We start from the raw sequence: 23,624 nt of genomic DNA, 5'->3' as shown, positions 1-23,624 counted from the left end.
TCGGCGGTGCGGAGAAGCTGCTGAGGATGAGGCGCGGGAGGCGCGGCGCGCCGCCTCAGGGCAGGTTCGCGCCAGAGCGGCCTCGAGCGGCGTGCCCCGTCGCGGAGCAGGCGACTCTGTCGGAGCGGCACGGGCATCCTCCCGCGCCTCTCACCCGACTCTGCCCCCGATACCCAGGGGTGCACGATGACAGAAGGACTCCGATGCAGAACGAAGACACCAGCACGCCGACCGGCGCCCCCGATCGTCTGACCCAGCGCCGAACCGTGGTGAAGGGCGCCGCATGGGCGATTCCTGTTGTGGCCGCCTCGATCGCCGCTCCGATGGCGTCGGCCTCAACCGCCCCCCAGTGCGCCCTGCAGGACGCGCAGCGCATCGACGCCACCTCGACCACCGCGCTCGCGGCCCGGACGATCCCCGTGCCCGCGGGAACCCAGTGGGTCCGCTTCACGGCGGTCGGCGGAGACGGCGGCGGCGTCCGCACCGGGTCGGACGTCACCAGCGCCGGTGCGCGGGTGACGGGCACCATCCCCGTCGACGCGCTCGGCGGAGCGTCCGAGATCGTCATCACCGCGGGCTCGGGCGGCAGCAACCAGGCCGGCGGCCGGGGGCTCGGCAACGGCGGGGCTCCGGGCACTCCGGGCTACATCGGCTCCGGAGGAGGGGGCGGGGCCAGCGGGATCACCGCCGCGGGCTCCCTGCTCGTCATCGCGGGCGGCGGCGGCGGTAGCGCAGCCGGCTTCACCTCGAACGACTTCACCCGGTCCGCCCGCGTCGGGCCGAACGCGGGGTCCGGTGGTCCCGTCGGCGGCTCCGGCTACGAGAGCGCCGTCTCGCGCGCGGACAGCAGCACCGGCTCCACCGAGCAGGCCCGGAGCACTGGCGGAAGCCAGACCGGGCCGGGGCAGCCCGGTGTGACGACGGTGAACGTGACCGAGACGGTTCTCGGCAGCCCGGGCTCCGGGCGCGACGGCGGTGCCGGCGCAGCCAGGACGAACGCGAGCCGCCAGGTGACCTACGCGTCCGGTGGTGGCGGCGGCGGCTACTTCGGCGGTGCCGGCGGCGGCACCTCCCTGTGGGTGCGCGGTGGCGGCTCCTACGCGGCCAACGCGTCGACGGGCGCAGGAGGCAGCAGCTTCGCCGCGTCCGGCGTGACCGTCGAGAACTCCGACGTCGACACCCGTTCGCAGACGATGGGCTACGTGGAGGTCGCCTTCTTCGTCTGCGAGTAGCGCCTGCCCGACGGCCAGACGAGCCTCCGTGGTCACCCGCTCCGGCGTGCGACCACGGAGGCTCGTCGTCGTCACCGTCCGCTCCACGTCGTCCCCGTCCTCCTGATGTCCCATCACCATATCAGTATGGGGCAGGAGGCGCCAGCCCTCACTCCTCCTGCGGCTCCGCGCCGTCGTGCTGCAGGCGCACCAGGACGCGGCGGAGGTGCATCGCCGCGAGGACGCCGGGCCCGAGGGTCCGGGAGGTCGCGGCGGTCCGCTCGTCGACGACCTGCACGAGGTGCCGGATCGCGCGGGCCGCGCCCCCGATCGCCCGGTGCGCGGCGGGGGAGCCGGCGTCATCGCGGTCGATCGCGTCGGCGACCGCCCGGCAGGCCTCGCTCAGCGGCGGGCCGAGGGCCGGATCGAACGGGAGCGCGCCCGGCCGCTCCCAGATGGTGTCCGCGAGGGCGCCGCTCAGATCGCGGACGTGGAAGAGGATCGCGTCGAGCGTCTCGAGGCGGAGGTGGTCGGGTCGGGAGTCGCGCCGGTGCAGCAGCGCGCGCGGGTTGCCCTTGCGGCTCTCGTCCGCGTCCGCGAGGGCCGCGCGGACCTCCTCCGCCGTCCGGGCCAGCTCCTCGCCGTTGCGCGCCCACGCCTCGTGCTCGGGCGGCCACGTCTCCTCGAGCGCGGCGGCCAGCTGGCGCAGGTGCTCCGCGAGCTCGCGCTGGAACGCGTCGACCCGGGCGGACGCCGCCTCGACGGTGAGCCCAGGGGCGACGACCACGTTCACCAGCAGCCCCACCACCACGCCCACCGCCATCTGCACGAGGTAGCCGAGGGAGTAGTCCTCGGCGTCGGCCCCGCCGATGATCAGCACGAAGAGGGCCGCCATCGGCACGTACTCGCGGCCCGCGCCGAACCACCCCGTCCCCGAGAGGACCACGCCGATCCCGACGACGAGCGGGATCGTCCACCAGGTCGGGCCGACGGTGGCCACCACGAGGGCGGCGAGCCCGATCCCCGCCGCCAGGCCGAGCAGGGTCTGCAGTCCGGTGCGGACCGAGCCCATCAGGGTCGGGTACATGCTGACCAGGGCGCCGAGCGGCGCGTAGTACGGGTACTGCTCCGCGACTCCGGGAGCGAGCGGCGCGACGGCCCAGGCGATGCCGACCGCCAGCGCCGTCTTGAGAGCGAGCATGAGGCGCGAGCCGGTGACCGCCTCCCGCCAGGCGAGGGCGGCGCGGGACGTCCGGGTGCGGGGCATCCCGGCACCCTAGGCGAGGGGCGCGGCCCGTCTCTCCCCTCTTGACAGCGGCGGCGGAGGCCCGAGCGACGGTGGAGGGCCGAGGGCGGCGGCTCGGGACGGCGGTGCTGATCACGACTCACGACGAACGTCCGATCCGGCCCACGTCGCCTGCGCCGTTCCACGGGGCGCCGCGGATCCTTCCTCCGTGACGAAAGCGACCGCGCGGACCGCAGGCGCCGTGAAGTGATGCCACCCCCGCTCACGGGGGCCGTTGAGTTTGCGCAGACGCCCTGTTACCGTGAACAAACCGTGCAGCTGGCGGCGTCGGAGGCCTCGAGGTGGAGGTCGCGCCGGATCCTGCGAGTCACGGCGAGTTCTTCTCCGAGGTCCACCGGGCCTCTCCCCTTGGCGCCCTCCGGCGCCTCTCCGCAGCCCCCCAGCCCCCGGGGGCGCGCCGCTCACGGTGCGCCTCCGGGCCCCACGCCGCCCCTTGACGATGGAGTCACGATGACGACCGCATCGACGCCCGTCGACGCCGAGCTCCCCCGATCCGCGGGGCTCCGGCGCCACCACACGGCCGGGCTGCTGATCCTCCTCGCCGCGGTGGCTCCGCTGCCCTACACCGCCGCCTCCCCGGCCGTCGCCCTCGGCGAGCCGACCTCCACCGACCCGATCGCGCCGGACACCGCCGACCCCGCGATCGAGTTCCACGACGGCGACTGCTCCATGGTCGCGACAGCCCGGGCAACCCCGTCGTGATGCGGAGGGCGCCCACCCTCGCGGCACTCGGCACCACCGCCCCGACCACCGGGTACACCGACATGAACCCCGGCGGCTGATCCCTCGTGCCGGTCGAGCGGCTGCCCCTCCCTGCCTGTCGAGCAGCCGCCCAGCGGCGTATCGAGCCCCTCGTGCTCCGCACACAGGTTCCGACACGCCCCTGACGGCGCTGCTCGACCGAGCAGGGCTCGGCACCCCGAGATCCTCTCCCCCTCCCCGAACCGCACCACTCCACCGAAGGAGCACCATGCCCCCCACCACCACACCCGCGCGGCGAGCGCCGCTGCGCGCAGCGCTCGCCGCGCTCGGCCTCGGAGCAGTGCTGCTCTCGGGCCTCGTCGCCCCGGCTCCGGCCGCGCAGGCGGCCGATGCCGTGATCCCGCAGCAGGGCCTCCTCGCCGACTACCGGTTCACGCAGACCACCGGCAGCACGGTCCCGAACACCGTGAGCGGAGGCGTGGGAGCCGCCACCGTCCGCAACGCGACCGACGCGCTCTGGACCGGCACGTCGCTCCGCCTCACCGGCGGCCCCAAGAGCAGCACCACCGCCCCCTGGGTGCAGCTGCCCGCGAACCTGCTGACCGGTCGCTCGTCGGCCACCGTCACGATCGAGACCCGCGCCGACGCGTCGATGCTCTCGAACTTCCACTTCCTGTGGAACATCGGCAGCGACAGCACGAACCAGTACTGGTTCGCGTCCGTCCGCGACCGGGTGCGCACCGCGATCACGACCAGCGGAGGGAACGGCGAGAACAACGCCCGCAGCGCCTCCGCCCTGACCGCCGACCGCTGGTACAGCCTCACCTCGGTGATCGACGGCAGCGCCGGCACGATCTCGTTCTTCGTCGACGGCGTCCAGGTCGCCTCGGCGCCCACCGCTCTGCGCCCCTCGTCGGTGGCGGACCAGTCGCTGAACACGATCGGCCGAGCACCGTACCCCGACCCGTTCTACACGGGCGAGGTCTCGGCGTTCCGCGTCTACGACCGCGCGCTCACCGGGGCGGAGGTGGTGGCCGTGTCGAGCGTCGACGCGAAGCCTCACGCCTCCACGTTCTCCCCGATCGCCGCCGCCGTGCTGGCCGGGGTCGCCCCGCTCACCGTCGACGACTCGACCACGAACCTGCCCGACTACGGGGGAGCGGTGACCTGGTCCTCCAGCGACCCGACCCTGCGCGTCTCGGCCGACGGCCGCACCCTCAGCGCCGACCGCCCCGCCGTGGGCCAGGCCGCGCGCGCCTCGACGCTCACCGCGACGGCGTCGATCCGCGGAATCGTGCAGACCCGCTCGATCGCCGTGACGGTCGAGCCGCAGGTCGGCGTCGACACCCCCTACGGCTACATGATGGTCCACTTCGTCGAGGACTCCCAGGGCTACGCCGAGAAGATCTACCTCGACGTCTCCCGCGGCGACGACCCGGAGAAGTGGGACCCGCTCAACGGCGCGAAGCCGATCCTGGCCTCCGACCTCGGCACCACCGGTGTCCGCGACCCGTACCTGACCTACAACCCCGACACGAAGAAGTACTACATCATCGCCACGGACCTCCGCGTCTTCGGCGGCGACCGGGGCCCCAGCACCTGCGACACCTGGTGCTACTGGACCACCAAGGGCAGCACGAAGATGAACGTCTGGGAGTCGAGCGACCTCGTGTCGTGGAGCGACGTCCGCCAGTTCGACGTGGCGCTCGACGCCGCGGGGACGAAGAAGCTCGAGGCCGGCATGATGTGGGCTCCCGAGGCCACGTGGGTGCCGGACTACGCGGGACCCGGCAAGGGCGCGTTCGTCGTCTACTGGTCCTCGACGGTCTACCCGACCGCGGCGCACACGCCGGGCACCGGATCCTCCCGCGTGCTCTGGGGAGCGACCACGGACTTCACGCAGGCCACCTACTCGTACGGCGGCACCTTCATCGACACCGGGGCCGACACGATCGACACCACGCTGATCCAGGACTCCGGCACGACCTACCGGATCTCGAAGGACAACGGCACCGGCAAGGGCATCTACATGGAGTCGACCACCTCGGCGACCTGGTGGCTGCCGACGACCTCGTGGACGCAGATCCAGTCGCGCATCGGCGCGGTGTGGTCCGGCGGCAACCCCGGTGGGGTCGAGGGCCCCGCGGTGTTCAAGGACCACGGCGAGGACACCTGGTACCTGTACGTCGACGTGATCCCCGCGACCGGCTACAAGCCGATGGTGACGAACGACCTCGACACGGGCTGGACCCAGCTCACCGACCCGGGCTTCTCGCTCGCCTCGTCGACCAAGCACGGCGGCATCGTCTCGCTGACCGCGGGGCAGTACGCCGAGGTCCGCTCGGCCGACGCCGCCTCCGCGGTCCGCTCGGACCTCGGCGAGGTGACGGTCGCCTCCGGCACCGACGCCGCGGCGGCTCTGCCCGCCCGCGCCGACGTCGTGCTCGCCTACAACCGGGGCACCGCCTCGCAGCCGGTCACCTGGAACACCTCCGCGGTGGCGACGGCGCCCGGCCGCTACTCCGTCACCGGAGTCGTCCGCACGATCGGTGCGAACGACAACCAGTGGGTGGGCGCGAACGGATCGACGGCCTACAACGCCGCCGACCGTCGGCTCTCGAGCTCCACGGCCGTCACGGTCACCGCGACCGTGGTGGTGACGGCACCGACCTCGACGCTCACCGCGTCCACCCGCTGCGTCGCGGGCAAGGTCGTCCTCACCGGAGTGGTGAAGAACACGGGCACGACGCCCCTCTCGGTCGTCATCCGCTCGCCGTTCGGCGCCTCGCAGACGCTGACCGCCGCCCCCGGCGCCAGCGCCTCGGCCGCCTTCACCACCCGTCAGGCCTCGGTCCCGGCCGCCTCGCTCACCGCGGGCGCCCTGACCGCGGCCTACCCGGCGCGCACCTGCTGACGCACGCGCGCCGCTGACGCCGAGACGGCCCGCCCCCGCCGAGACACCGCCCCACTGTGGTGCCTCGGCCGGGAGCGGGCCGTCTCGGCGTCGAGCGCCTCGGAGCTCCGCGGCGGCCGCCCCACATCCCGGCACGGCAGGCTGTACGGATGAGCGCGCCTGGAACCACCGACCCCCTCGACCACGTCCGCGTGCGCGGCGCCCGCGAGAACAACCTCCGGAGCATCGACGTCGACGTGCCGCGCGACGCCCTCGTCGCCTTCACGGGGGTCTCCGGATCGGGCAAGAGCTCGCTCGCCTTCGGCACGCTCTACGCGGAGGCGCAGCGCCGCTACTTCGAGTCGGTCGCCCCCTACGCGCGGCGGCTGATCGACCAGGTCGGCGTGCCGGACGTCGACTCGATCGAGGGCCTGCCGCCGGCCGTCGCCCTCCCGCAGCGGCGCTCCGGAGGCTCGGCCCGCTCCACGGTCGGCAGTGCGACGACGCTCTCGAGCGTGGTGCGGATGGTGTTCTCGCGCATCGGCGCCTACCCCGAGGGCGCGCCGATGCTGCTCGCAGAGGACTTCTCGGCCAACACCGTGCAGGGCGCGTGCCCCAGCTGCCACGGCATCGGCCGGGTCTACGACGTCCCCGACGAGCTGATGGTGCCGGACGACTCCCTCTCGATCCGCGACGGGGCGCTCGCCGCCTGGCCGACCGCCTGGCACGGCAAGCAACTGCGCGACAGCCTGATCTCGCTCGGACACGACATCGACACTCCGTGGCGCGACCTGCCCGCGGAGGACCGCGACTGGATCCTGCACACTCCTGACTCCCCGCAGGTTCCCGTGTGGACCGACCGCTCTCCCGCGGAGGTGCGCGCGGCCGTGGCCGCCGGTGACGAGCCGCGCTACATGAGCACGTTCCTCGGGGTGCGCCGCTACGTGCTCGACACCTTCGCCGGCTCGAAGAGCGCCCGGATGCGCGAGCGCGCGGCCTCGTTCGTCGTCAGCGTCGCCTGCCCGGTGTGCGGCGGCCGGAGGCTGAAGCCCGACGCGCTCGCCGTCACCTTCGAGGGGCTCGACATCACCGAGCTGTCAGCGCTCCCGCTCGAGGAGCTGGTCGTCGTCGCGCGGCGCGTGCTGGAGCCCGGCTGGACCCCGGCCGACGGCGCTCCGCAGACCCGCCTGGCCGCGCAGCGGCTGGTCGAGGACCTCGTCGCCCGCCTCGCGCCGATCGTCGACCTGGGCCTCGGCCACCTCTCGCTCGACCGCTCCACGCCGACGCTCTCCTCGGGGGAGCTCCAGCGGATGCGCCTCGCGACGCAGGTGCTCTCGCGCCTCTTCGGCGTCGTCTTCGTGCTCGACGAGCCGTCCACGGGCCTGCACCCCGCCGACACGGAGGCGCTGCTCGGCATCCTGCGGACCCTGCGGGCGACCGGCAACACCGTCTTCTTCGTCGAGCACTCCCTCGACGTCATCCGCGAGGCCGACTGGATCGTCGACATCGGCCCGGGCGCGGGGTCGGGGGGCGGCACCGTCGTCTACTCCGGCCCGCTCGACGGCCTGCCGGGCGCCCGCGGCTCCGTCACCCGCCGCTACCTCTTCCCCGAGGGCGACCCGGCGCCGCTGCGCTCCCGCCGCACCGCGGAGCAGTGGATCGAGCTCGCCGGAGTCTCGCGGCACACCCTCGACGACCTCTCCGTCGCGTTCCCGGTCGGGGTGCTCACCGCGGTCACCGGTGTCTCCGGATCGGGCAAGTCGACGCTCGTGAACCAGGCGCTGCCCGATCTGCTGCGCGCCTCGCTCCGCGCCGACGTCGCCGAGGACGCGCCGGCCGAGGAGGGCGGGGAGGCGGACCCGCTGCTCGACGCGGCCGCGGCGGCGACCCGCGGCACCGCGTCCGGGCCCGCGGACCGCCTGCGCCGGGTGGTGCAGGTGACCCAGACCCCGATCGGCCGGACCTCGCGCTCGAACGTCGCGACCTACACGGGTCTGTTCGACCGGGTGCGGACGCTCTTCGCGGCCACCCCGGAGGCGAAGCGCCGCCGCTTCTCGGCGAGCCGCTTCTCCTTCAACCTGCCCAGCGGGCGCTGCCCCGTCTGCAAGGGCGAGGGCTCCGTGGAGGTGGAGCTGCTGTTCCTCCCGACCGTCGAGGCGCCCTGCACGGCGTGCGGCGGCACCCGGTACAACGACGAGACCCTCGAGGTCACCCTCGGCGGCCGGACGATCGCCGACGTCCTCGCGCTGAGCGTCGCCGACGCGCGCGAGGCCTTCGCCGAGGACCGCGAGGTCGCCCGCCACCTCGACGCTCTGGTGGACGTGGGGCTCGGCTACGTCTCGCTCGGCCAGCCGGCGCCCGAGCTGTCCGGGGGAGAGGCGCAGCGGGTGAAGCTCGCCTCGGAGCTGCGTCGCGCCCAGCGCGGGGACACGCTCTACCTGCTCGACGAGCCGACGTCGGGCCTGCACCCCGCCGACGCCGACCGCCTGCTCGAGCACCTGCAGCACCTCGTCGACGCGGGCAACACGGTGATCGTCGTCGAGCACGACATGCGCGTCGTCGCCGACGCGGACTGGGTCGTGGACCTCGGCCCGGGGGCGGGCCGGGCCGGCGGCTCGGTGGTCGCGACGGGCACTCCGGAGGAGGTCGCCGAGGCCGCGGGCAGCCGCACCGCTCCGTACCTCCGGGCGGCTCTGGACCGGCGCCGCTGAGCGCTCGAGGACCCTGTCAGTCCTCTCACCGAAACCTCACCGAAAACTATTGTTAACGGTAACATTCGAGGCGGCCCGCCCCCCTGGGCCGGATTTCTCAACGACGAGAGGCCTCACGAATGAGACGACGACTCCCCCTGGCCACCGTGGCGGTGATGGCGCTGACGGCGGGTCTCCTGTCGGTCGGCCCCACGGCCCAGGCCGCCCCCACCACCTCGCTCGACGCCGCGAAGGTGCTCGAGCTCCCGTTCGACGGGTCGCTCGCCGACACCAGCGGTCGTGGTACTGCCCTCGGGATGCAGAAGGGCACCGCCTCCTACGGCACCGGCCTGAACGGCCGGGCGTTCGAGTTCACCGGATCGAACGCGATCTCGCTCGGCACTGCGGCGGCGCTGCAGCCCGCCGACCTCACCGTCTCGTTCTGGTACAAGCCGACCAGCGCGATGACCGGTGAGCAGGTCTTCACCTGGAACAAGACCGCCTACAACTCCGACGGCTGGTACCTCACCTCCGAGGGCGACGGCACTCCGCTCGCCCTCTCGATCGGCCCGTCCGGCGGTCAGCCCTACAAGGTCGCCGTCGAGACCGCCCGCTCCGGCTTCTTCCCCGCGGGGGAGTGGACGCACGTGGTCGCCACGTACGACAAGAGCACCAAGGCCGTCGCCTTCTACCGCAACGGGGTGAAGCAGACCGCCGTCGTCAAGACCGCGCCGTCCTCCTCCGCATCCGGCGTCCTCGGCTCCGAGAGCACCTCGACGAAGACCCTCGGCTTCAACGGCCCCCAGTACAACGGCGCGCACCTGCGCGGCCTGCTCGACGACTACGCGCTCTACAACGGCGTCGCGACCACCACCGACGTCGTCGCCCTGACGAAGGCCGGCAACCCCTCCTTCGACCCCGCGAGCATCGCACGGGCCGACCTCGAGCTGGTCGCCCCGCCCGCGAGCACCAGCACCGGCTTCACCCTGCCCACCGTCGGCGCGAAGGGGTCCGCCCTCAGCTGGACCTCCTCCGACCCGGCGACCGTCGCGATCAGCGGAGGCACGGCCGCGGTCACGCCGCCCACCGGCTCCGCGACGCAGGTCGTCCTCACCGGCTCCGCCACCTACGGGGGCAGCACCGCGGTCACGAAGACCTACACTCTCCAGGTGCAGCCCCGGGGAGTGAAGACGTCGAACTACCTTCTGGAGGCCGGCCTGTCCGACGTCTCCGTGCAGGACCCCTACCTCGAGAACGGGGAGCAGCAGACCGTCGAGTACCTGCTGAGCCTCGACCCCGAGATGTTCCTCTACTCCTTCTACCGCGAGGCCGGGCTCACGCCGACCACCAGCGGCGGATACGGGGGCTGGGAGCGCGAGAACGGCACCCGGTTCCAGGGCCACTTCTTCGGCCACTACCTCTCGGCGCTCTCGCAGGCCTACGCGATCGAGGAGGACGCGGCCACCAAGGCGGCTCTGCTCGCGAAGCTCACCGCTTCCGTCGACGGTCTGAAGAAGGTCCAGGACGCCTACGCGCTGAAGGACCCCGCGAACGCCGGCTACGTCTCGCCGTTCCCGACCCGCTACCTCCCCTCGGGCGGCGACGGCCTGCTCGTCCCCTTCTACAACCTGCACAAGGTGCTCGCAGGCCTCCTCGACGCCCACGACCAGGCGCCCGACGCCGTCTCGCAGAAGGCGCTCACCGTCGCCGGCGGCTTCGGCAGCTGGATCACCGCCTGGGCGGGCCGTCAGGCGAACCCCGGTCAGCTCCTCAACACCGAGTACGGCGGGATGAACGAGGCGCTCTACCGCCTCTACGAGACCACGCACGACCCGGCGCACAAGCGCGCGGCGGAGTACTTCGACGAGACGGCGCTGTTCCGCAAGCTGGCGAACAACGAGGACGTCCTCAACGGCCTGCACGCGAACACCACGATCCCGAAGCTGATCGGCGCGCTGAAGCGCTACCGCGTCTTCACCGACGACCCGGCGCTCTACGCCACGCTCACCGCCGCGGAGAAGTCGGATCTCGACATGTACCGCCGTGCCGCCGAGAACTTCTGGCGCATGGTCGACGAGACCCACACCTACGCCAACGGCGGCAACAGCCAGTCCGAGCACTTCCACGCACCCGGCACCCTGTACGAGTACGCCACGAACGGCCAGACCACCGGCTACGGCGAGAACTCGACCTCCGAGGGCTGCAACATCTACAACATGCTCAAGCTCACCCGGGCGCTGTTCCAGGTGACCGAGGACGTGAAGTACGCCGACTTCTACGAGGAGACGTTCATCAACGGCGTCCTCTCGGTGCAGAACCCGGACACCGGCATGGTGACCTACTTCCAGCCGCAGACCGCGGGCTACGCCAAGGTCTTCGGGCACGAGCTCGACGAGTTCTGGTGCGACCACGGCTCGGGTATCGAGAGCTTCACCAAGCTCGGCGACTCGATCTACTTCGAGAAGCCGAAGACCGTCTTCGTGAACCAGTTCCGCTCCTCGGTCCTCCGCTCCTCCGCGAACAACCTCCGGCTGACCCAGACGGCGGACATCCCGAGCACGGACACGGCGACCCTGAGGGTCGAAGCGCTGGCCGGAGGAGCCGTGGCCGCGGACACGACCCTCAAGCTGCGCGTGCCGTCCTGGATCGACGGAGCGCCGACGCTCACCGTGAACGGTGCCGTCCGTGCCGTCACGGCCCAGGCCGGATACGTCTCGGTCGCCGTCGCCGCCGGTGACGTGCTGACCTGGAAGCTGCCCGCCGCGGTCAGCGCGGTCGCGGACACGGAGAACCCCGACTGGACCGCGTTCCGCTACGGACCGGTGCTGCTGGCGACCGAGCTCAACCGCTCGAACGTCGAGGCGTCCTACGTCGCCGGCGTCCTGGTGCGCATGGGCACGGCCGACAAGTCCGTGAACTCGAACGTCGTCGTCGCGGACTCCGCGGCCTGGAAGTCCGCGGTCCGCGGCAACCTGGTCCGCCTGCCCGACGGCGCGGACGGCAACGGCCGCACGACGATGCGCTTCGGCATGAAGAACGTCGACGCCGCGTCCGCCGCCCGGGTGTTCACTCCGTACTACAGCCTCTACAACGCCCGATACGCGACCTACATGACCCTGATCGAGCCCGACTCGGCCGCGGCCCAGGAGCTGATCCGGACGCAGAAGGAGCAGCTGCGCGTCGACGAGACGACGATCGACTCCCTCACCTCCTTCGACAACAACAACAGCGAGGCCGACAAGAACTACAAGACCGCGCGGTCCTCGGTGGGGACCTGGCGCGGCGAGGGGTACCGCGACGGCGAGCGCTCGGCGGAGGCGTACTTCCAGTACGACATGATCGTCGACCCGGCTCTGCCGGCGAACTACCTCGGGGTCCGCTACTACGGCGGCGACGCGGGACGCACCTTCGACGTCTACCTCAACGACGTGAAGCTCAAGACCGAGGTGGTCTCGGGAGCGGCCGGAGCGACGAGCTGGTACGTCCAGTACGACCGGATCCCGGCGTCGATCCTCAGCGGTCTCGCCGCGAAGGACAGCTACAAGCGCGACCAGAGCGGGAAGTACGTGCTCGACGCGAAGGGGCAGAAGATCCCCGTCGTCACGGTGCGCTTCCAGGGCACCGGATCCAGCTACGTCGGCGGTGTCTTCGGGGTCTACACGACCGAGTCGACCACCTACGCTGCGGACCCGGAGCTGACGAAGCTCTCCTCCGACGTCGGGACGCTCTCGCCGGCTCTCGCCGCCGGGGTCAGGGACCACACGCTCACGGTGCCGGCCGGCACGACGAGCGTCTCGCTCGACCTGGACCCGGCCGTGCCCAGCGGCCTGGTGAAGGTCGACGGCGTGCTGATCGATGACACCGTCCGCCGCACCGTGCCGCTCGCGGCCTCGGGGACGACGAGCGTGGTCGTCGAGTCGTCGGCGCAGGACCACACGACGACAGCGACCTACCGCCTCTCCATCGTCCGCGCCTCCGCGGCGACGGTACCGACGACCGTGGCGGCCACCAGCCGCTGCGTGGCGGGCAAGGTCGTGGTGACGGTCACCGCTCGGAACGATGCGAAGGTCCCGGCGGGGATCACCCTCGGCTCCGCCTGGGGCTCGAAGGCGTTCACCGGGATCGCTCCCGGGTCGAGCGCCTCGCACGCCTTCACCACCCGCGCCGCCTCGGTGGCCGCGGGCTCGGCGACGGTGACCGCGACGGCGACCGTGGACGGAGCATCGGTGACCACCACGAAGCAGGCCGCGTACTCCGCTCTCACCTGCAAGTGACGTGACGACGACGGCCGCCGGGGATCGCCCCCGGCGGCCGTCGTCGTCAGTCGGAGGTGCGGTAGAGGCCCTGGAGCAGCCCGATGACGTCGCCCAGGAGGGGCGGCGGGTCGCTCCGGATCCACGCGGCGTGCACGGGGACCGGCGGGGCGTCGCGGACGACCCGGTAGGCGAGGCCCTGCCGTCGGTACTGGCTCACCGTCGATTCCGCGGTCACTCCGCGGGCGGAGCCGCTGCTGATCACCGTGAGCCAGTCATCGACGTCGGTCGTCGGGACGGTGATCCGCGGCCGGTCGTGCTCGGGCCAGAGGTCGAGCCGGGTGCTCCCGGTCCGGTCGTCGAGCGCGAGCGGAGCGGTCGCCACCTGGGCGAGCGTGACCGTGCGCTTCGCGGCGAGCGGGTCGTCGACGGACAGGGCGCAGTAGCGCTTCTCGGTGCCGATCAGAGCCGACTCGACGTCCGCAGCCGGAGATCCGCGCCGGAGGATCGCGAGGTCGCTGAGGCCCTCCGCGAGCCCCGCGGTGGGGGTGTTGGAGCGGATCAGCCGCAGCTCGTGGCGGGGGAGCGCCGCGGCCCAGCGGCGCTGGAACTCCTGGGTGTGCTCGCCGAGAGCCGACCAGGCGTAGCCGATCCGGATCGTGTCCGTCCCGGCCGCCGCCTCCTCGCGCAGATCGTCGACGACGGCCAGGACGCGGCGGGCGTGCCGCAGCACCCGCTCGCCCGCCGGCGCGAGCTCGACGCTGCGGGTCGTCCGGTGGAGGAGCCTTCGTCCGAGGACGGACTCGAGCGCCGCGACGTTGCGGGAGACCGCCGTCTGGGAGATGCCGAGGTCGATCCCCGCGTCGGTGAAGGTCCCGGCGTCCACGACGCCGACGAACGACCGGAGGTGGCGCAGTTCCAGATCCATGACCGCATCCTATTCATGCGGTTCCCGCATCGATCGGACCGGTGATGCATTGTGAGCCGGGGCCGGACGGCTCGCAGACTTCCGGCATGACGAAGCAGCTCCCCGGCGACGGACGGACCGTCGGCGTCGCGACCGCCCTCGCGAGCGCCCTCTCGAATCAGCTCGGGGCGGCCTCCGGGACTCTGGCCTTCCCGGTCCTGGGATCCGTCGGAGTGGTCGCCGTCCGGCAGATCGTCGCCGCGCTGATCCTCCTCCCGGTCGTGCGGCCGCGGATCCGCGACCTGACCCGCGCGCAGTGGTGGCCCGTCCTGCTCCTCGCCGTGGTGTTCGGAGCGATGAACCTCACGCTCTACGCGGCCATCGATCGCATCGGGCTGGGGCTGGCGGTGACCCTGGAGTTCTGCGGGCCGCTGGCGGTCGCGCTCCTCGGCTCCCGGAGCAGGACCAGCGCGCTCTGCGCCCTCGTCGCCGGAGCGGGCGTCGTCGCGATCGCCGGGCCGAGGCCCTCGTCCGACCAGTTGGGGATCGCGCTCGGTCTCGCGGCCGCGTGCTGCTGGGCCGCGTACATCCTGCTCAACCGGATCATCGGACTCCGGCTGCCCGGAGCGCAGGGGACCGCCACGGCGACCGGGATCTCCGCCGCCGTCTTCCTGCCCGTCGCCGTCTGGACGCTCGTCTCGACGCGCCCCGACGCGGGCACCGTGCTCCTGGCGGTCGGCGCCGGCGTCCTGGCGACGGCCGTCCCGTTCGTGGCCGACGTGATCGCGCTCCGGAGGCTCCCGGCGAGCGTGTTCGGGACGCTGATGAGCGTCAATCCCGTCCTGGCCGCCCTCATCGGCGCGGTCGTGCTCGGGCAGGACGTCGGCGCGGCCGGATGGATAGGGATCGCCCTCATCGTCATCGCGAACGCGGCGGTCCTCCGGCGGGGGCGTCGCGCGCGGTGAGGCCCGGCGGCGGGCCGAGCGAGAGGTGATCCCGTCGAGATGCCGCCGCTGTGCGTTACCTGTTCGTTATGAAAAAGGCGTTTACACGACCAAACCAGGGACACCCTGGGAAACGGCAGGTCGCGGGAGAAAACTCTCCTCCATGAACCAGACAGCGGCACCCGTGCGCGAGCATCGAGCTCTCTACTTCCTGCTCGCCGCCCTCGCGGGCATCGTCACGGGCGGAGTCCTTCTCGCCGTCGCCGAGCTCATCGCCCTCGCGGTCGCCCGCACCGCGAGCCCCGTGCTCGCGCTCGGCGCCTTCATCGTCGACATCGTCCCGCGCCCGCTCAAGGAGTTCGCGATCGAGACGTTCGGCGAGAACGACAAGACCTTCCTGCTCGGCAGCGTGGGCGCCGCGGTCGTCGTCGCCGCCGCGATCGCCGGAGTGCTCCAGCTGGTCCGCCCGCCGCTCGGCCAGGTGCTGCTCGTGATCGCCGGCGGCCTCTCGATCGCCGCCATCGTGACCCGCACCGGAGCGTCGCCGCTCGCTGCGGTACCCACGCTGGTCGGACTCGTCGTCGCCGTCGTCGTCATGCACCTCCTCTTCACGCGCCTGCGCGGCTGGCGTGCGGCCCGGGCCTCGGAGGCCAGGGGAACATCCTCCGAGGCCCGTCCGGGCGCCCTCGAGCGCCGCGGCTTCTTCCGCATCGCGCTGATCTCCGCCGTCGGCGCGGCCGTCGTCGGCACCGGCGCCCGCCTGGTCAACGCGGCGACCTCCTCCCTCGCCGGCGTCCGCGACGCCCTGCGCCTGCCGTCCCCGCGCAGCACCGTCTCGGTCCCCGCGGGCGCCGAGCTCGACATCGAGGGCATCACGCCGCTCTACACGCCGAACGCCGACTTCTACCGCGTCGACACCGCCCTCACCGTGCCCAACCTGGACCCGTCGGCCTGGTCGCTGAAGATCACCGGCATGGTCGACCGCGAGGTGACGCTGAACCTCCAGCAGATCTTCGACATGGGCCTCGACGAGTACGGCATCACCCTCACCTGCGTCTCGAACCAGGTCGGCGGCAACCTCGTCGGCAACGCCAAGTGGCTCGGCGTACCCCTGCGCGACGTGCTGAAGATGGCCGGCGTGCAGAGCGGAGCCGACATGCTCCTCTCGACCAGCAGCGACGGCTACACGGCGTCCACCCCGATCACCGCGGTCACGGACGAGAACCTCGACGCGATCCTCGCCGTCGGCATGAACGGCGAGCCCCTGCCGTTCGAGCACGGCTTCCCGGTGCGGATGATCGTGCCCGGCCTCTACGGCTACGTCTCGGCCACCAAGTGGCTCACCGAGCTCAAGGTCACCACCTTCGAGGCCGACCAGGCCTACTGGACCCCGCGCGGCTACTCCGCCGAGGCCCCCATCAAGATGTCCTCGCGGATCGACACCCCGCGGATCGGCGTCCCCGTCACCTCGGGCGCTCTCAAGATCGCGGGCGTCGCCTGGGCGCAGAGCATCGGCATCGAGAAGGTCGAGGTGAGCATCGACAACGGCGACTGGCAGGAGGCGACGCTCTCGACCCCGGTCAACTTCGACACCTGGGTGCAGTGGTTCGTCGACTGGGACGCCCAGCCCGGCTCGCACTACGTCGCGGTACGCGCGGTCGACAAGAACGGCATGGTCCAGATCGAGGACCGCGCACCGGTCGCGCCCGACGGCTCCTCCGGCTGGCAGCGCACGCTCATCAACGTCACCTGACGCCCCGTGGAGGCGCCGATCCCCGTGGGTCGGCGCCTCCGGCGCGTCCGGCGTCCGTCGCGACGACGCCCCCGCAGTGCGGACGGCCCTGACGCGACGTCGCCTCCGCGGCAGGCACCGCGGCACGTCCCGGCCCGGCGCGCAAGCCTCCGCGGCGGCGCGGCCCGCGAAAAGGCGCCGCTCTAGCCTTCGAGGATGCGCTCCCGGCTCCTCCACCTCCGCGAATCCTTCTGGTTCCTCCCCGCCCTGTTCGGCGTCCTCGCCGTCGGGCTGGCGCTGGGGCTGGTCGAGGTCGACCACCTGCTGGTCCGCGCCGGCGTCAGCGACATCCCCCTGATCGAGGACCTGTCGCCGACCGGCGGCCGGGCGATCCTCTCGGCGATCGGCGGGACGATGCTCGGCGTCGCCGCGACCTCGTTCTCGATCACGATCTCGGTGCTGGCGACCACGTCCTCCGCCTACGGGCCCCGGCTGGTCCGCAACTTCATGGCCGACCGCGGCAACCAGATCGTCCTGGCGGTGCTCACCTCCACGTTCCTGTACTCCCTGATCGTGCTGCGCGCGGTGCACACGGAGGAGGACGCGTCGCTGACGTTCGTGCCGGTGGTGGCCGTCTCGTTCTCGGTGCTGCTCGCGGTGGGCGACGTGGCGGTGCTCGTCTACTTCATCCACCACATCGCTCTGTCGGTGCAGGTGACGACGCTGCAGCAGCGGGTGCTCGGCGAGCTCGTCGACGTCATCGAGCGGCTGCACCCTGAGGACGGGGAGGAGCCGACGGATGCGGAGGGGGCACTGCTCGCGGAGGAGGCCCTGCCGCCGGCGGGGCGCGAGCCGGTCGTGCTGTGTGCGGTGCGCGGGGGCTACGTCGAGCAGCTCGAGGTCGAGCGGCTGGTCGCCCTGGCCCGCCGCGGCGACGCGCGGCTCCGGGTGCTCGCGCTGCCCGGCGACCACGTCCTCGTCGGCGACCCGGTGCTCGAGGTCCTGGAGGGGTCCGTCGCGCAGGAGGAGGCGGTCGCCGCGGTCGTCGTCGCCGACGCCCGCACCCCGCACCAGGACCTCCGCTACGCCGTCCAGCAGGTGGTCGAGATCGGAGTCCGCGGGCTCGCGACCGGCACCAACGACCCGTACACCGCGGTCGGCGCCGTCGAGGCCCTGACCAGCGCGCTCGTCGACCTCTGCGGTCGGCCGGAGGCGCGCGGCCGCTACTCCGACGCCGACGGAGTCGTCCGCCTGGTCGTCCCGTGGCCTCGAGCGGGCGAGCTTCTGGCCGACGTGTTCCTCGCCCTGCGCTCGTACGCGATGGAGCAGCCGCTCGTCGTCCGCGCCGGCGTGCGCCTCGCCGAGCGGCTCGCGGTCGTCGCCCGCGGCGGGACCCGCGTCGAGCTGCACCGCCAGGTCCAGGCGTTCGCCGCCGCGCACGCCGCCGCCGACGGCGACGCCCTCGAGGCGCCGGCCCTGCGCGCGTCGCTCGCCGCGCTCGAGGCGCGCCTCGCGGCCTGAAGCCGGCCTGCCGGATGCTCTAGGAAGCCGCACCGCCCGTGGAGTGCTCGAATCGATTCGAGTAGGCTCGGCGCATGACAGAGAACACCACTGAGCTGCGCGTCGGGGTCGTCGGCCTCGGCTTCGCCGGCACCACCCACCTCGACGCCTTCCAGTCCCTGGCCGGCGCCCGCGTCGTCGCGCTCGCCGGCCAGGAGGAGGCGCGCCTGCACGAACTCGGCGCGACCCGCGGCGTCCCCGACCTCTACGCCGACTGGGAGGAGCTCGTCGCCCGCGACGACCTCGACGTCGTCTCCATCGGCGTCCCGAACCACCTGCACCACCCGATCGCCGTGGCCGCGCTCGCGAGCGGCAAGCACGTCTTCTGCGAGAAGCCGCTCGCCACCACCGCCGAGCTGGCGGCCGAGATGGTCGAGGCCGCCCGCACGAACGACCGGCTGCTCGAGATCGCCTACAACCACCGCCGCCGCGCCGACGTCGCCTTCCTCCGCGACTACCTCGACGACGCACCGCTCGGCGACGTCTACCACGCCCGCGCGAGCTGGCAGCGGCGCACCGGCATCCCCGGCATCGGCTCCTGGTTCACCAGCAAGGAGCTCGCCGGCGGCGGCCCGCTGATCGACCTCGGCTCCCACGTGCTCGACATCGCGCTGCACCTGCTCGACGAGCCGCGCGTGACCAGCGTCTCGGCGGTCGCGTACGGCGAGATCGGCCGCTCCGGCCGCGGAGGGCGCCCGCACGGCGTCGCCGCCACCGGCACGCACGCGTTCGAGGTGGAGGACTTCTCGAGCGCCCTGCTGCGCCTCGACAACGGCCGCTCGCTCCAGCTCGACGCCTCCTGGGCCAGCTACTCGAAGGTCGACGAGGACATCGAGGTCGAGCTGCTCGGCTCGGCCGGGGGCGCGCGCCTCCACATCGCCGACTACGCCACGGAGGGGACTCTGACGCTCTACTCCGAGGTCGCCGGAGCGCCGACCGTCTCGCACCCCGACGTGAAGGTCCCCGCCGGGCACCACCGCTCGGTCATCGCCGAGTTCCTGGAGGCGATCGCCTCGGGAGCCGACGCGCCCGCGGGCGGCCCCCGCTACTCCGGCCACTACGGCGAGTACGCGCTGCACCGCAGCCGGGTGGTCGACGCGATCTACCGCTCCGCCGCCGAGAAGCAGGAGGTGACGGTCGCATGAGCGCCCCGATCGAGGTCCTCGTCTGGAACGAGTTCCGCCACGAGACCCGCGGCGACGAGACCGTGCTGCGCCACTACCCGGACGGCATCCACCGCGTCATCGCGGACGGACTCGCGGAGTCGCTCGGCGACGCCGTCTCGGTGCGCACCGCGACGCTCCCCGAGCCCGAGCACGGGCTCACCGAGGAGGCGCTCGCGACGACGGACGTGCTGCTGTGGTGGGGGCACATCGCGCACGAGGAGGTGTCGGACGAGGTCGTCCAGCGCGTCCTGCGGCACGTGCAGGAGGGGATGGGGATCCTGGTCCTGCACTCGGGCCACTACTCGTCGATCTTCAAAGCGCTCATGGGCACGACCTGCTCGCTGAAGTGGCGCAACGACCGCGACCGCGAGCTGGTCTGGACGATCGCGCCCACGCATCCGATCGCCGAGGGCGTGCCCAGCCCGCTGATCATCCCCGAGCAGGAGATGTACGGCGAGTACTTCGACATCCCGGTGCCGGAGGAGACGGTGTTCCTGTCGACGTTCACCGGCGGCGAGGTGTTCCGCTCCGGCGTGACCTACACCCGCGGCCTCGGGAAGGTCTTCTACTTCTCGCCCGGCGACCAGGACTACCCCGTCTACCACCACCCGGACATCCGGCGCGTGCTGGCGAACGCCGTCCGCTGGGCCCGCCCGACCCGGCCGCGCACGCCCCTCACGGCCGACCACCACCCCCGGGGCTGGTTCGAGTCCTGACGCGGTCCCCTCCCTCTCCGCGGGATGCCGCTCCGGTACGCGACACGCCGTGCCGGGCGCACCGACGTGGCGTCTCGCGGGGAGGTACTGGGGGGATGCAGCAGTCGGAGGGGCGCGAGCCGGACGAGGTGCGCCGGTACGGGGAGGCTCCGGAGCAGATCGCGGACGTCTTCCGCGGGGCGCCCGGCGGGGCGCGCCGGCCGATCGTGCTCGTGCACGGCGGGTTCTGGCGCGCGCGGTGGGACCGGCGGCACGCCCGGCCGCTCGCGGCGGCGCTGGCCGACCGCGGGCACGACGTGCTCCTCCCCGAGTACCGGCGCGCGGGCGACACGGGAGGCGGCTGGCCGGGCACCGGCGACGACGTCCTGGCCGTGCTCGCGACGCTCCCGGCGCTGCTGCCCGGCGCCGGACCGGTCACCCTCGTCGGCCACTCCGCCGGCGGCCACCTCGCCGTCTGGTCGCAGGCCGCCCGTCCGTCGCCGCACGTCGCCGCTGTGGTGGCGCTGGCGGGCGTGCTCGACCTGGCCGCCGCCTCCGCCGACCGCCTCAGCGGCGACGCCGTGGGGGAGCTCCTCGGCGGCGACCTCGCGCTGCTCCCGGGCGCCGACCCCGCGCAGCTGCCCGCGCCGCCGCAGCCGACCACGCTGATCCACGGCGTACTCGACGAGGACGTCCCCGTCGCCTACAGCCGCCGATACGCCGACCGGCACCCCGCCGTGCAGCTGCACGAGCTCGCAGACGCCGACCACATGGCGCTCGTCGATCCGACGACGGCAGCCTTCGCGATCCTCCTCGCCGCGCTCGGCTGACGCGCGCCGGGAGCGGGACTGCGACGCTTCCGCCCGCCGAGGCGGGACGGGAACAGGCCCCCTACAGGACCGGCGGGTACAGGAAGAGCGGGATCTGCGCGGTGGGGAAGGTGCGGGTCACGTAGCTGTGCTTGCCGCCGTAGTTGTACTCCTCGAGGAGCACCGTGCCGTCGTCGTTGACCTTCTGCACGTACGAGACGTGGTTGTAGGTCCACCACGCGACGCAGCCGACGATCGGGACGCTGCTGGTCGCCCAGCCCTTCGCGGCCCAGTTGTCCGGCCACTCGTAGGCGCTGCCGCCGAGCGGGGTGATGTTCCCCCACGTGTACTTCCACGGCGCGGAGGTGCGACCGGCGTCGCGGTTGAGGCGCCAGGCCACGAAGTCGACGCACTCGCGGTAGTAGTAGCCGAGGGGCGAGAGTCCGCCGCCGTCGTCGTCGATGGTCTCGTAGGGCCACGGGTAGTCGTCGCCGACCGCGCGGGTCTGCACGGTCGAGAACTCGCCGCCGTTGGATCCGGAGAGCACGGCCGCCTGGCGGCTGGCCTCGTCGAGCTGCGCCTGGGTCGGTGCGGCGAAGGCGTCGCGGACGGCGGTCTGGCCGGCGGCGTCGGAGGAGACGGTGAGGTTCTGGAGGCCGACCCGGTTCGCGGCGGCGCGGCCGGTCGCGGTGGCGGAGGAGCTGCGGGCGCCGTACGCGGGGATCGCGGCCGTGGCGAAGAGGCCGCCGACCACCGAGAACGTCCCGAAGGCCAGGGCGCGGCGGCTGAGGCCACCGGCCCGGGCGGATTCGGCGACGCGGGGAGCGACGGGGCGGGAGGCGGACGCGCGGCGCGGAGAGGCCGGGATCGACCGGGAGGCGGGGGAGGCGACGGCGGGGACCTCGACCGACACGGTCGGAGCGGGCGCCACGGCCGATGCGGCGTCGACGATGAAGTCCGCGGAGTCGCCAGCGCCTGCGGAAGCGGCGGAGTCGTCCGATCCGCTGCCCTCGACCGCGGCACCGGCGGTCGCCGCGCCCGTCTCCGTCTCGGCCCGGGCCGCACGGCGCTCGGCCTCGCGGGCCTCGCGCCGGGTCAGGGGTGCAGTGGTCGGGGTGCCGGCACTCTCCTCAGGGGTGGGAATGCCTGGCTTCGACACGCGTGCGTTCTCCTCGGATGACGGTGGTGACGGGGGGGTCGGGGGCCGGTGGGGATCCGGCGACGAGCCACTCTAGCCCGAGGCCCGCGCATAACGGAACGATCACGACGGATCCGGCACGGATGCTCCGACCGCTCGCGCCCGTGCGGTGCCAGGATGGGGCGCAACCGGGAAGGAGCTCCTCATGACCGCACCCACCCCCACCGGGCCCGTCCTCGTCGGCATCGTCGACGGCCAGCGACCCGAGGTCCTGCGCACCGCCGCCCGCGTCGCCGCCGACGCCGGAGCCGCCCTGCTGCTCGTGTCGGTCTCGGCCGATCCGTACCTCGTCGGCGAGTACGTCGATCCGATGACCGGCGGCATCCCGCTCGGCTTCGTCGGCGCCGCGGCCGACCGCGGCGAGGCCCCGTCCCTCCCGCCCGGGCTCCGCGAGACGGTCGAGCACGAGCTGGACGGCAGCACCGTGCAGTGGTCGCTGCGCGCGGCGCGGGGCGAGCCCGCCCTGGCGCTCGCCGAGGTCGCCGAGGAGGTCGACGCGCGGATGATCGTGGTCGGCACCCGCGACGCGGGCGTGCTCGCGAGCATCGCCGAGTTCCTCAGCGGGAGCGTCGCCGCCCACCTCGCGCACCGCCAGCACCGCCCCGTGCTCGTCGTCCCGCGCGCCGACCGCGACCCGTCGCGCCCGGCGCCCTGGGACCTCGCGGAGTGACGCGACCCCTCCACCTGCGCCCCTCCGCGATCCTCCTCGTCGCGGCGGGCGGAGCCGTCGGCACGGCTGCCCGCGCCGCGATCGGCGCCGCACTGCCCCCGTTGGGCGTCGTGCCGGTCGCGACGCTCGCCGTGAACCTGCCGGGCGCGTTCCTCCTGGGCCTCCTGCTCGAGGCGCTGGCGCGGCGCGGGCCGGACGAGGGCGGGCGCCGCACCCTGCGCCTCCTGCTCGGCACCGGCGTGCTGGGCGGATTCACGACCTACAGCACCTTCTCGCTCGACACGGTCGCGCTGCTCGAGGGCGGCCACGTCGTGGAGTACCTGCTCTACACCGGCGGCACGCTCGTGCTGGGCGTGCTCGCCGCGGCGCTGGGCATCGCTGTCGCGGGGCGGCGGAGGGCGGCGGCGTGACGCCCGGCCTGCTGCTCGCGGTCGCTCTCGCGGGCGGAGTCGGAGCGGCCGCACGGCTCGTCGTCGACGGGGTCGCGCGGTCGCTCGTGCCGGCGCGCTGGCCGGTCGGCACCGCGCTGATCAACGTGAGCGGGTCGCTGCTGCTCGGAGTCGTCACCGGGCTCGTGCTGGCCGGCGTCCTCGACCCGGTATGGCGGGCCGTGCTCGGGACGGGCGTGCTCGGCGGCTTCACCACGTTCAGCACGGCGAGCGTCGAGACCGCGCGGCTCTTGCTCGACCGGCGCTGGGCGGCCGGCCTGGGGTACGGCGTCGGCACGGCGGCGCTCGCCGTCGCGGCGGCCGCCGCGGGCCTCGCCCTGACGGGCGTCCGGCTGTCTTGAGCGGCGCGGTGGGCGCTCCGGAGCGGCGTGCGGCTCCGCTCCTCGCCGCCCTTCCGCGGAGCCCACCCCACGCCCCTCCGCACCCGCCTCATCGACCC

Annotated in this window: 17 protein-coding genes; 14 read left to right on the top strand and 3 right to left on the bottom strand. The window is 73.2% G+C overall.

The genetic code is table 11. The annotated features are described in order from the left end of the window. The first annotated feature begins 203 nt into the window (after positions 1-203). A complete protein-coding gene (locus tag C5B98_RS08070; protein WP_146076912.1) occupies positions 204-1,232 on the top strand; it encodes a hypothetical protein in 1,029 nt (342 codons plus the stop codon). A gap of 148 nt (positions 1,233-1,380) precedes the next feature. Here the strand turns inward: C5B98_RS08070 and C5B98_RS08065 are convergent, their stop codons facing one another. Continuing rightward, on the bottom strand, positions 1,381-2,478 hold the full coding sequence (locus C5B98_RS08065) for an aromatic acid exporter family protein (RefSeq protein WP_104263512.1): 1,098 nt from the start codon (positions 2,476-2,478) through the stop codon (positions 1,381-1,383). 489 nt (positions 2,479-2,967) lie between these two features. Between C5B98_RS08065 and C5B98_RS08060 the strand changes: the two genes are divergently transcribed. From C5B98_RS08060 to C5B98_RS08045, 4 genes are all read left to right on the top strand, one after another. Next, a complete protein-coding gene (locus tag C5B98_RS08060; protein WP_104263513.1) occupies positions 2,968-3,219 on the top strand; it encodes a hypothetical protein in 252 nt (83 codons plus the stop codon). Between the two features lie 268 nt (positions 3,220-3,487). After that, the gene (locus tag C5B98_RS08055; RefSeq protein ID WP_104257749.1) at positions 3,488-6,133 is read left to right on the top strand and encodes a LamG-like jellyroll fold domain-containing protein; all 2,646 of its coding nucleotides are present in this window, start codon (positions 3,488-3,490) and stop codon (positions 6,131-6,133) included. Between the two features lie 149 nt (positions 6,134-6,282). Continuing rightward, a complete protein-coding gene (locus C5B98_RS08050) occupies positions 6,283-8,823 on the top strand; it encodes an excinuclease ABC subunit UvrA (protein WP_104267472.1) in 2,541 nt (846 codons plus the stop codon). Between the two features lie 119 nt (positions 8,824-8,942). Continuing rightward, a complete protein-coding gene (locus C5B98_RS08045; RefSeq protein ID WP_104327615.1) occupies positions 8,943-13,076 on the top strand; it encodes a beta-L-arabinofuranosidase domain-containing protein in 4,134 nt (1,377 codons plus the stop codon). Positions 13,077-13,122: 46 nt separating this feature from the next. On the opposite strand, the gene C5B98_RS08040 is transcribed toward C5B98_RS08045, so the two are convergent. Further along, a complete protein-coding gene (locus C5B98_RS08040) occupies positions 13,123-13,983 on the bottom strand; it encodes a LysR family transcriptional regulator (protein ID WP_104222432.1) in 861 nt (286 codons plus the stop codon). 86 nt (positions 13,984-14,069) lie between these two features. Here C5B98_RS08040 and C5B98_RS08035 point away from each other — a divergent pair, with 86 nt between their 5' ends. The 6 genes from C5B98_RS08035 (at position 14,070) to C5B98_RS08010 (ending at position 20,889) form a co-directional block, all read left to right on the top strand. After that, positions 14,070-14,927 (top strand): DMT family transporter, encoded by an 858-nt coding sequence (locus tag C5B98_RS08035; RefSeq protein ID WP_104327614.1) that lies wholly within the window; start codon positions 14,070-14,072, stop codon positions 14,925-14,927. 142 nt (positions 14,928-15,069) lie between these two features. After that, positions 15,070-16,659 (top strand): molybdopterin-dependent oxidoreductase, encoded by a 1,590-nt coding sequence (locus C5B98_RS08030; protein WP_104327613.1) that lies wholly within the window; start codon positions 15,070-15,072, stop codon positions 16,657-16,659. A gap of 195 nt (positions 16,660-16,854) precedes the next feature. After that, a complete protein-coding gene (locus C5B98_RS08025; RefSeq protein WP_104327612.1) occupies positions 16,855-18,159 on the top strand; it encodes a DUF2254 domain-containing protein in 1,305 nt (434 codons plus the stop codon). Between the two features lie 74 nt (positions 18,160-18,233). Beyond that, positions 18,234-19,343 (top strand): Gfo/Idh/MocA family protein, encoded by a 1,110-nt coding sequence (locus C5B98_RS08020; protein ID WP_104327611.1) that lies wholly within the window; start codon positions 18,234-18,236, stop codon positions 19,341-19,343. Beyond that, complete coding sequence (locus tag C5B98_RS08015) at positions 19,340-20,080, top strand: ThuA domain-containing protein (protein WP_104226581.1); 741 nt, start codon at positions 19,340-19,342, stop codon at positions 20,078-20,080. Before C5B98_RS08020 ends, C5B98_RS08015 begins: the two co-directional genes overlap by 4 nt. A gap of 95 nt (positions 20,081-20,175) precedes the next feature. Further along, on the top strand, positions 20,176-20,889 hold the full coding sequence (locus C5B98_RS08010; protein WP_104267467.1) for an alpha/beta fold hydrolase: 714 nt from the start codon (positions 20,176-20,178) through the stop codon (positions 20,887-20,889). Between the two features lie 61 nt (positions 20,890-20,950). Here C5B98_RS08010 and C5B98_RS08005 read toward each other — a convergent pair whose 3' ends face one another. Continuing rightward, positions 20,951-22,027, bottom strand: a complete 1,077-nt coding sequence (locus C5B98_RS08005) for a CHAP domain-containing protein (protein WP_104267466.1) — start codon at positions 22,025-22,027, stop codon at positions 20,951-20,953. A 184-nt stretch (positions 22,028-22,211) separates the two neighbouring features. Between C5B98_RS08005 and C5B98_RS16905 the strand changes: the two genes are divergently transcribed. Genes C5B98_RS16905 through C5B98_RS07995 form a run of 3 tightly spaced genes read left to right on the top strand, consistent with a single transcriptional unit; the run spans position 22,212 to position 23,526 of the window. Beyond that, the gene (locus C5B98_RS16905) at positions 22,212-22,736 is read left to right on the top strand and encodes a universal stress protein (protein ID WP_181065491.1); all 525 of its coding nucleotides are present in this window, start codon (positions 22,212-22,214) and stop codon (positions 22,734-22,736) included. Next, the gene (locus C5B98_RS16900) at positions 22,733-23,146 is read left to right on the top strand and encodes a CrcB family protein (protein ID WP_104313543.1); all 414 of its coding nucleotides are present in this window, start codon (positions 22,733-22,735) and stop codon (positions 23,144-23,146) included. The genes C5B98_RS16905 and C5B98_RS16900 overlap by 4 nt, the downstream gene beginning before the upstream one ends. After that, positions 23,143-23,526, top strand: coding sequence for a CrcB family protein (locus tag C5B98_RS07995; protein ID WP_104226584.1), 384 nt, complete (start codon positions 23,143-23,145; stop codon positions 23,524-23,526). Before C5B98_RS16900 ends, C5B98_RS07995 begins: the two co-directional genes overlap by 4 nt. Positions 23,527-23,624 lie beyond the last annotated feature (98 nt).

This window comes from Rathayibacter sp. AY1A5 (genome assembly GCF_002930875.1).
GTDB lineage: Bacteria > Actinomycetota > Actinomycetes > Actinomycetales > Microbacteriaceae > Rathayibacter.
This window is presented reverse-complemented; position numbering and strand designations above follow the sequence as displayed.

Excerpts from the sequence above, each read along its gene's own strand:
- C5B98_RS08070 (WP_146076912.1), top strand. The coding sequence starts at position 204 with ATGCAGAACGAAGACACCAGCACGCCGACCGGCGCCCCCGATCGTCTG.
- C5B98_RS08065 (WP_104263512.1), bottom strand. The coding sequence starts at position 2,478 with ATGCCCCGCACCCGGACGTCCCGCGCCGCCCTCGCCTGGCGGGAGGCG.
- C5B98_RS08060 (WP_104263513.1), top strand. The coding sequence starts at position 2,968 with ATGACGACCGCATCGACGCCCGTCGACGCCGAGCTCCCCCGATCCGCG.
- C5B98_RS08055 (WP_104257749.1), top strand. The coding sequence starts at position 3,488 with ATGCCCCCCACCACCACACCCGCGCGGCGAGCGCCGCTGCGCGCAGCG.
- C5B98_RS08050 (WP_104267472.1), top strand. The coding sequence starts at position 6,283 with ATGAGCGCGCCTGGAACCACCGACCCCCTCGACCACGTCCGCGTGCGC.
- C5B98_RS08045 (WP_104327615.1), top strand. The coding sequence starts at position 8,943 with ATGAGACGACGACTCCCCCTGGCCACCGTGGCGGTGATGGCGCTGACG.
- C5B98_RS08040 (WP_104222432.1), bottom strand. The coding sequence starts at position 13,983 with ATGGATCTGGAACTGCGCCACCTCCGGTCGTTCGTCGGCGTCGTGGAC.
- C5B98_RS08035 (WP_104327614.1), top strand. The coding sequence starts at position 14,070 with ATGACGAAGCAGCTCCCCGGCGACGGACGGACCGTCGGCGTCGCGACC.
- C5B98_RS08030 (WP_104327613.1), top strand. The coding sequence starts at position 15,070 with ATGAACCAGACAGCGGCACCCGTGCGCGAGCATCGAGCTCTCTACTTC.
- C5B98_RS08025 (WP_104327612.1), top strand. The coding sequence starts at position 16,855 with ATGCGCTCCCGGCTCCTCCACCTCCGCGAATCCTTCTGGTTCCTCCCC.
- C5B98_RS08020 (WP_104327611.1), top strand. The coding sequence starts at position 18,234 with ATGACAGAGAACACCACTGAGCTGCGCGTCGGGGTCGTCGGCCTCGGC.
- C5B98_RS08015 (WP_104226581.1), top strand. The coding sequence starts at position 19,340 with ATGAGCGCCCCGATCGAGGTCCTCGTCTGGAACGAGTTCCGCCACGAG.
- C5B98_RS08010 (WP_104267467.1), top strand. The coding sequence starts at position 20,176 with ATGCAGCAGTCGGAGGGGCGCGAGCCGGACGAGGTGCGCCGGTACGGG.
- C5B98_RS16905 (WP_181065491.1), top strand. The coding sequence starts at position 22,212 with ATGACCGCACCCACCCCCACCGGGCCCGTCCTCGTCGGCATCGTCGAC.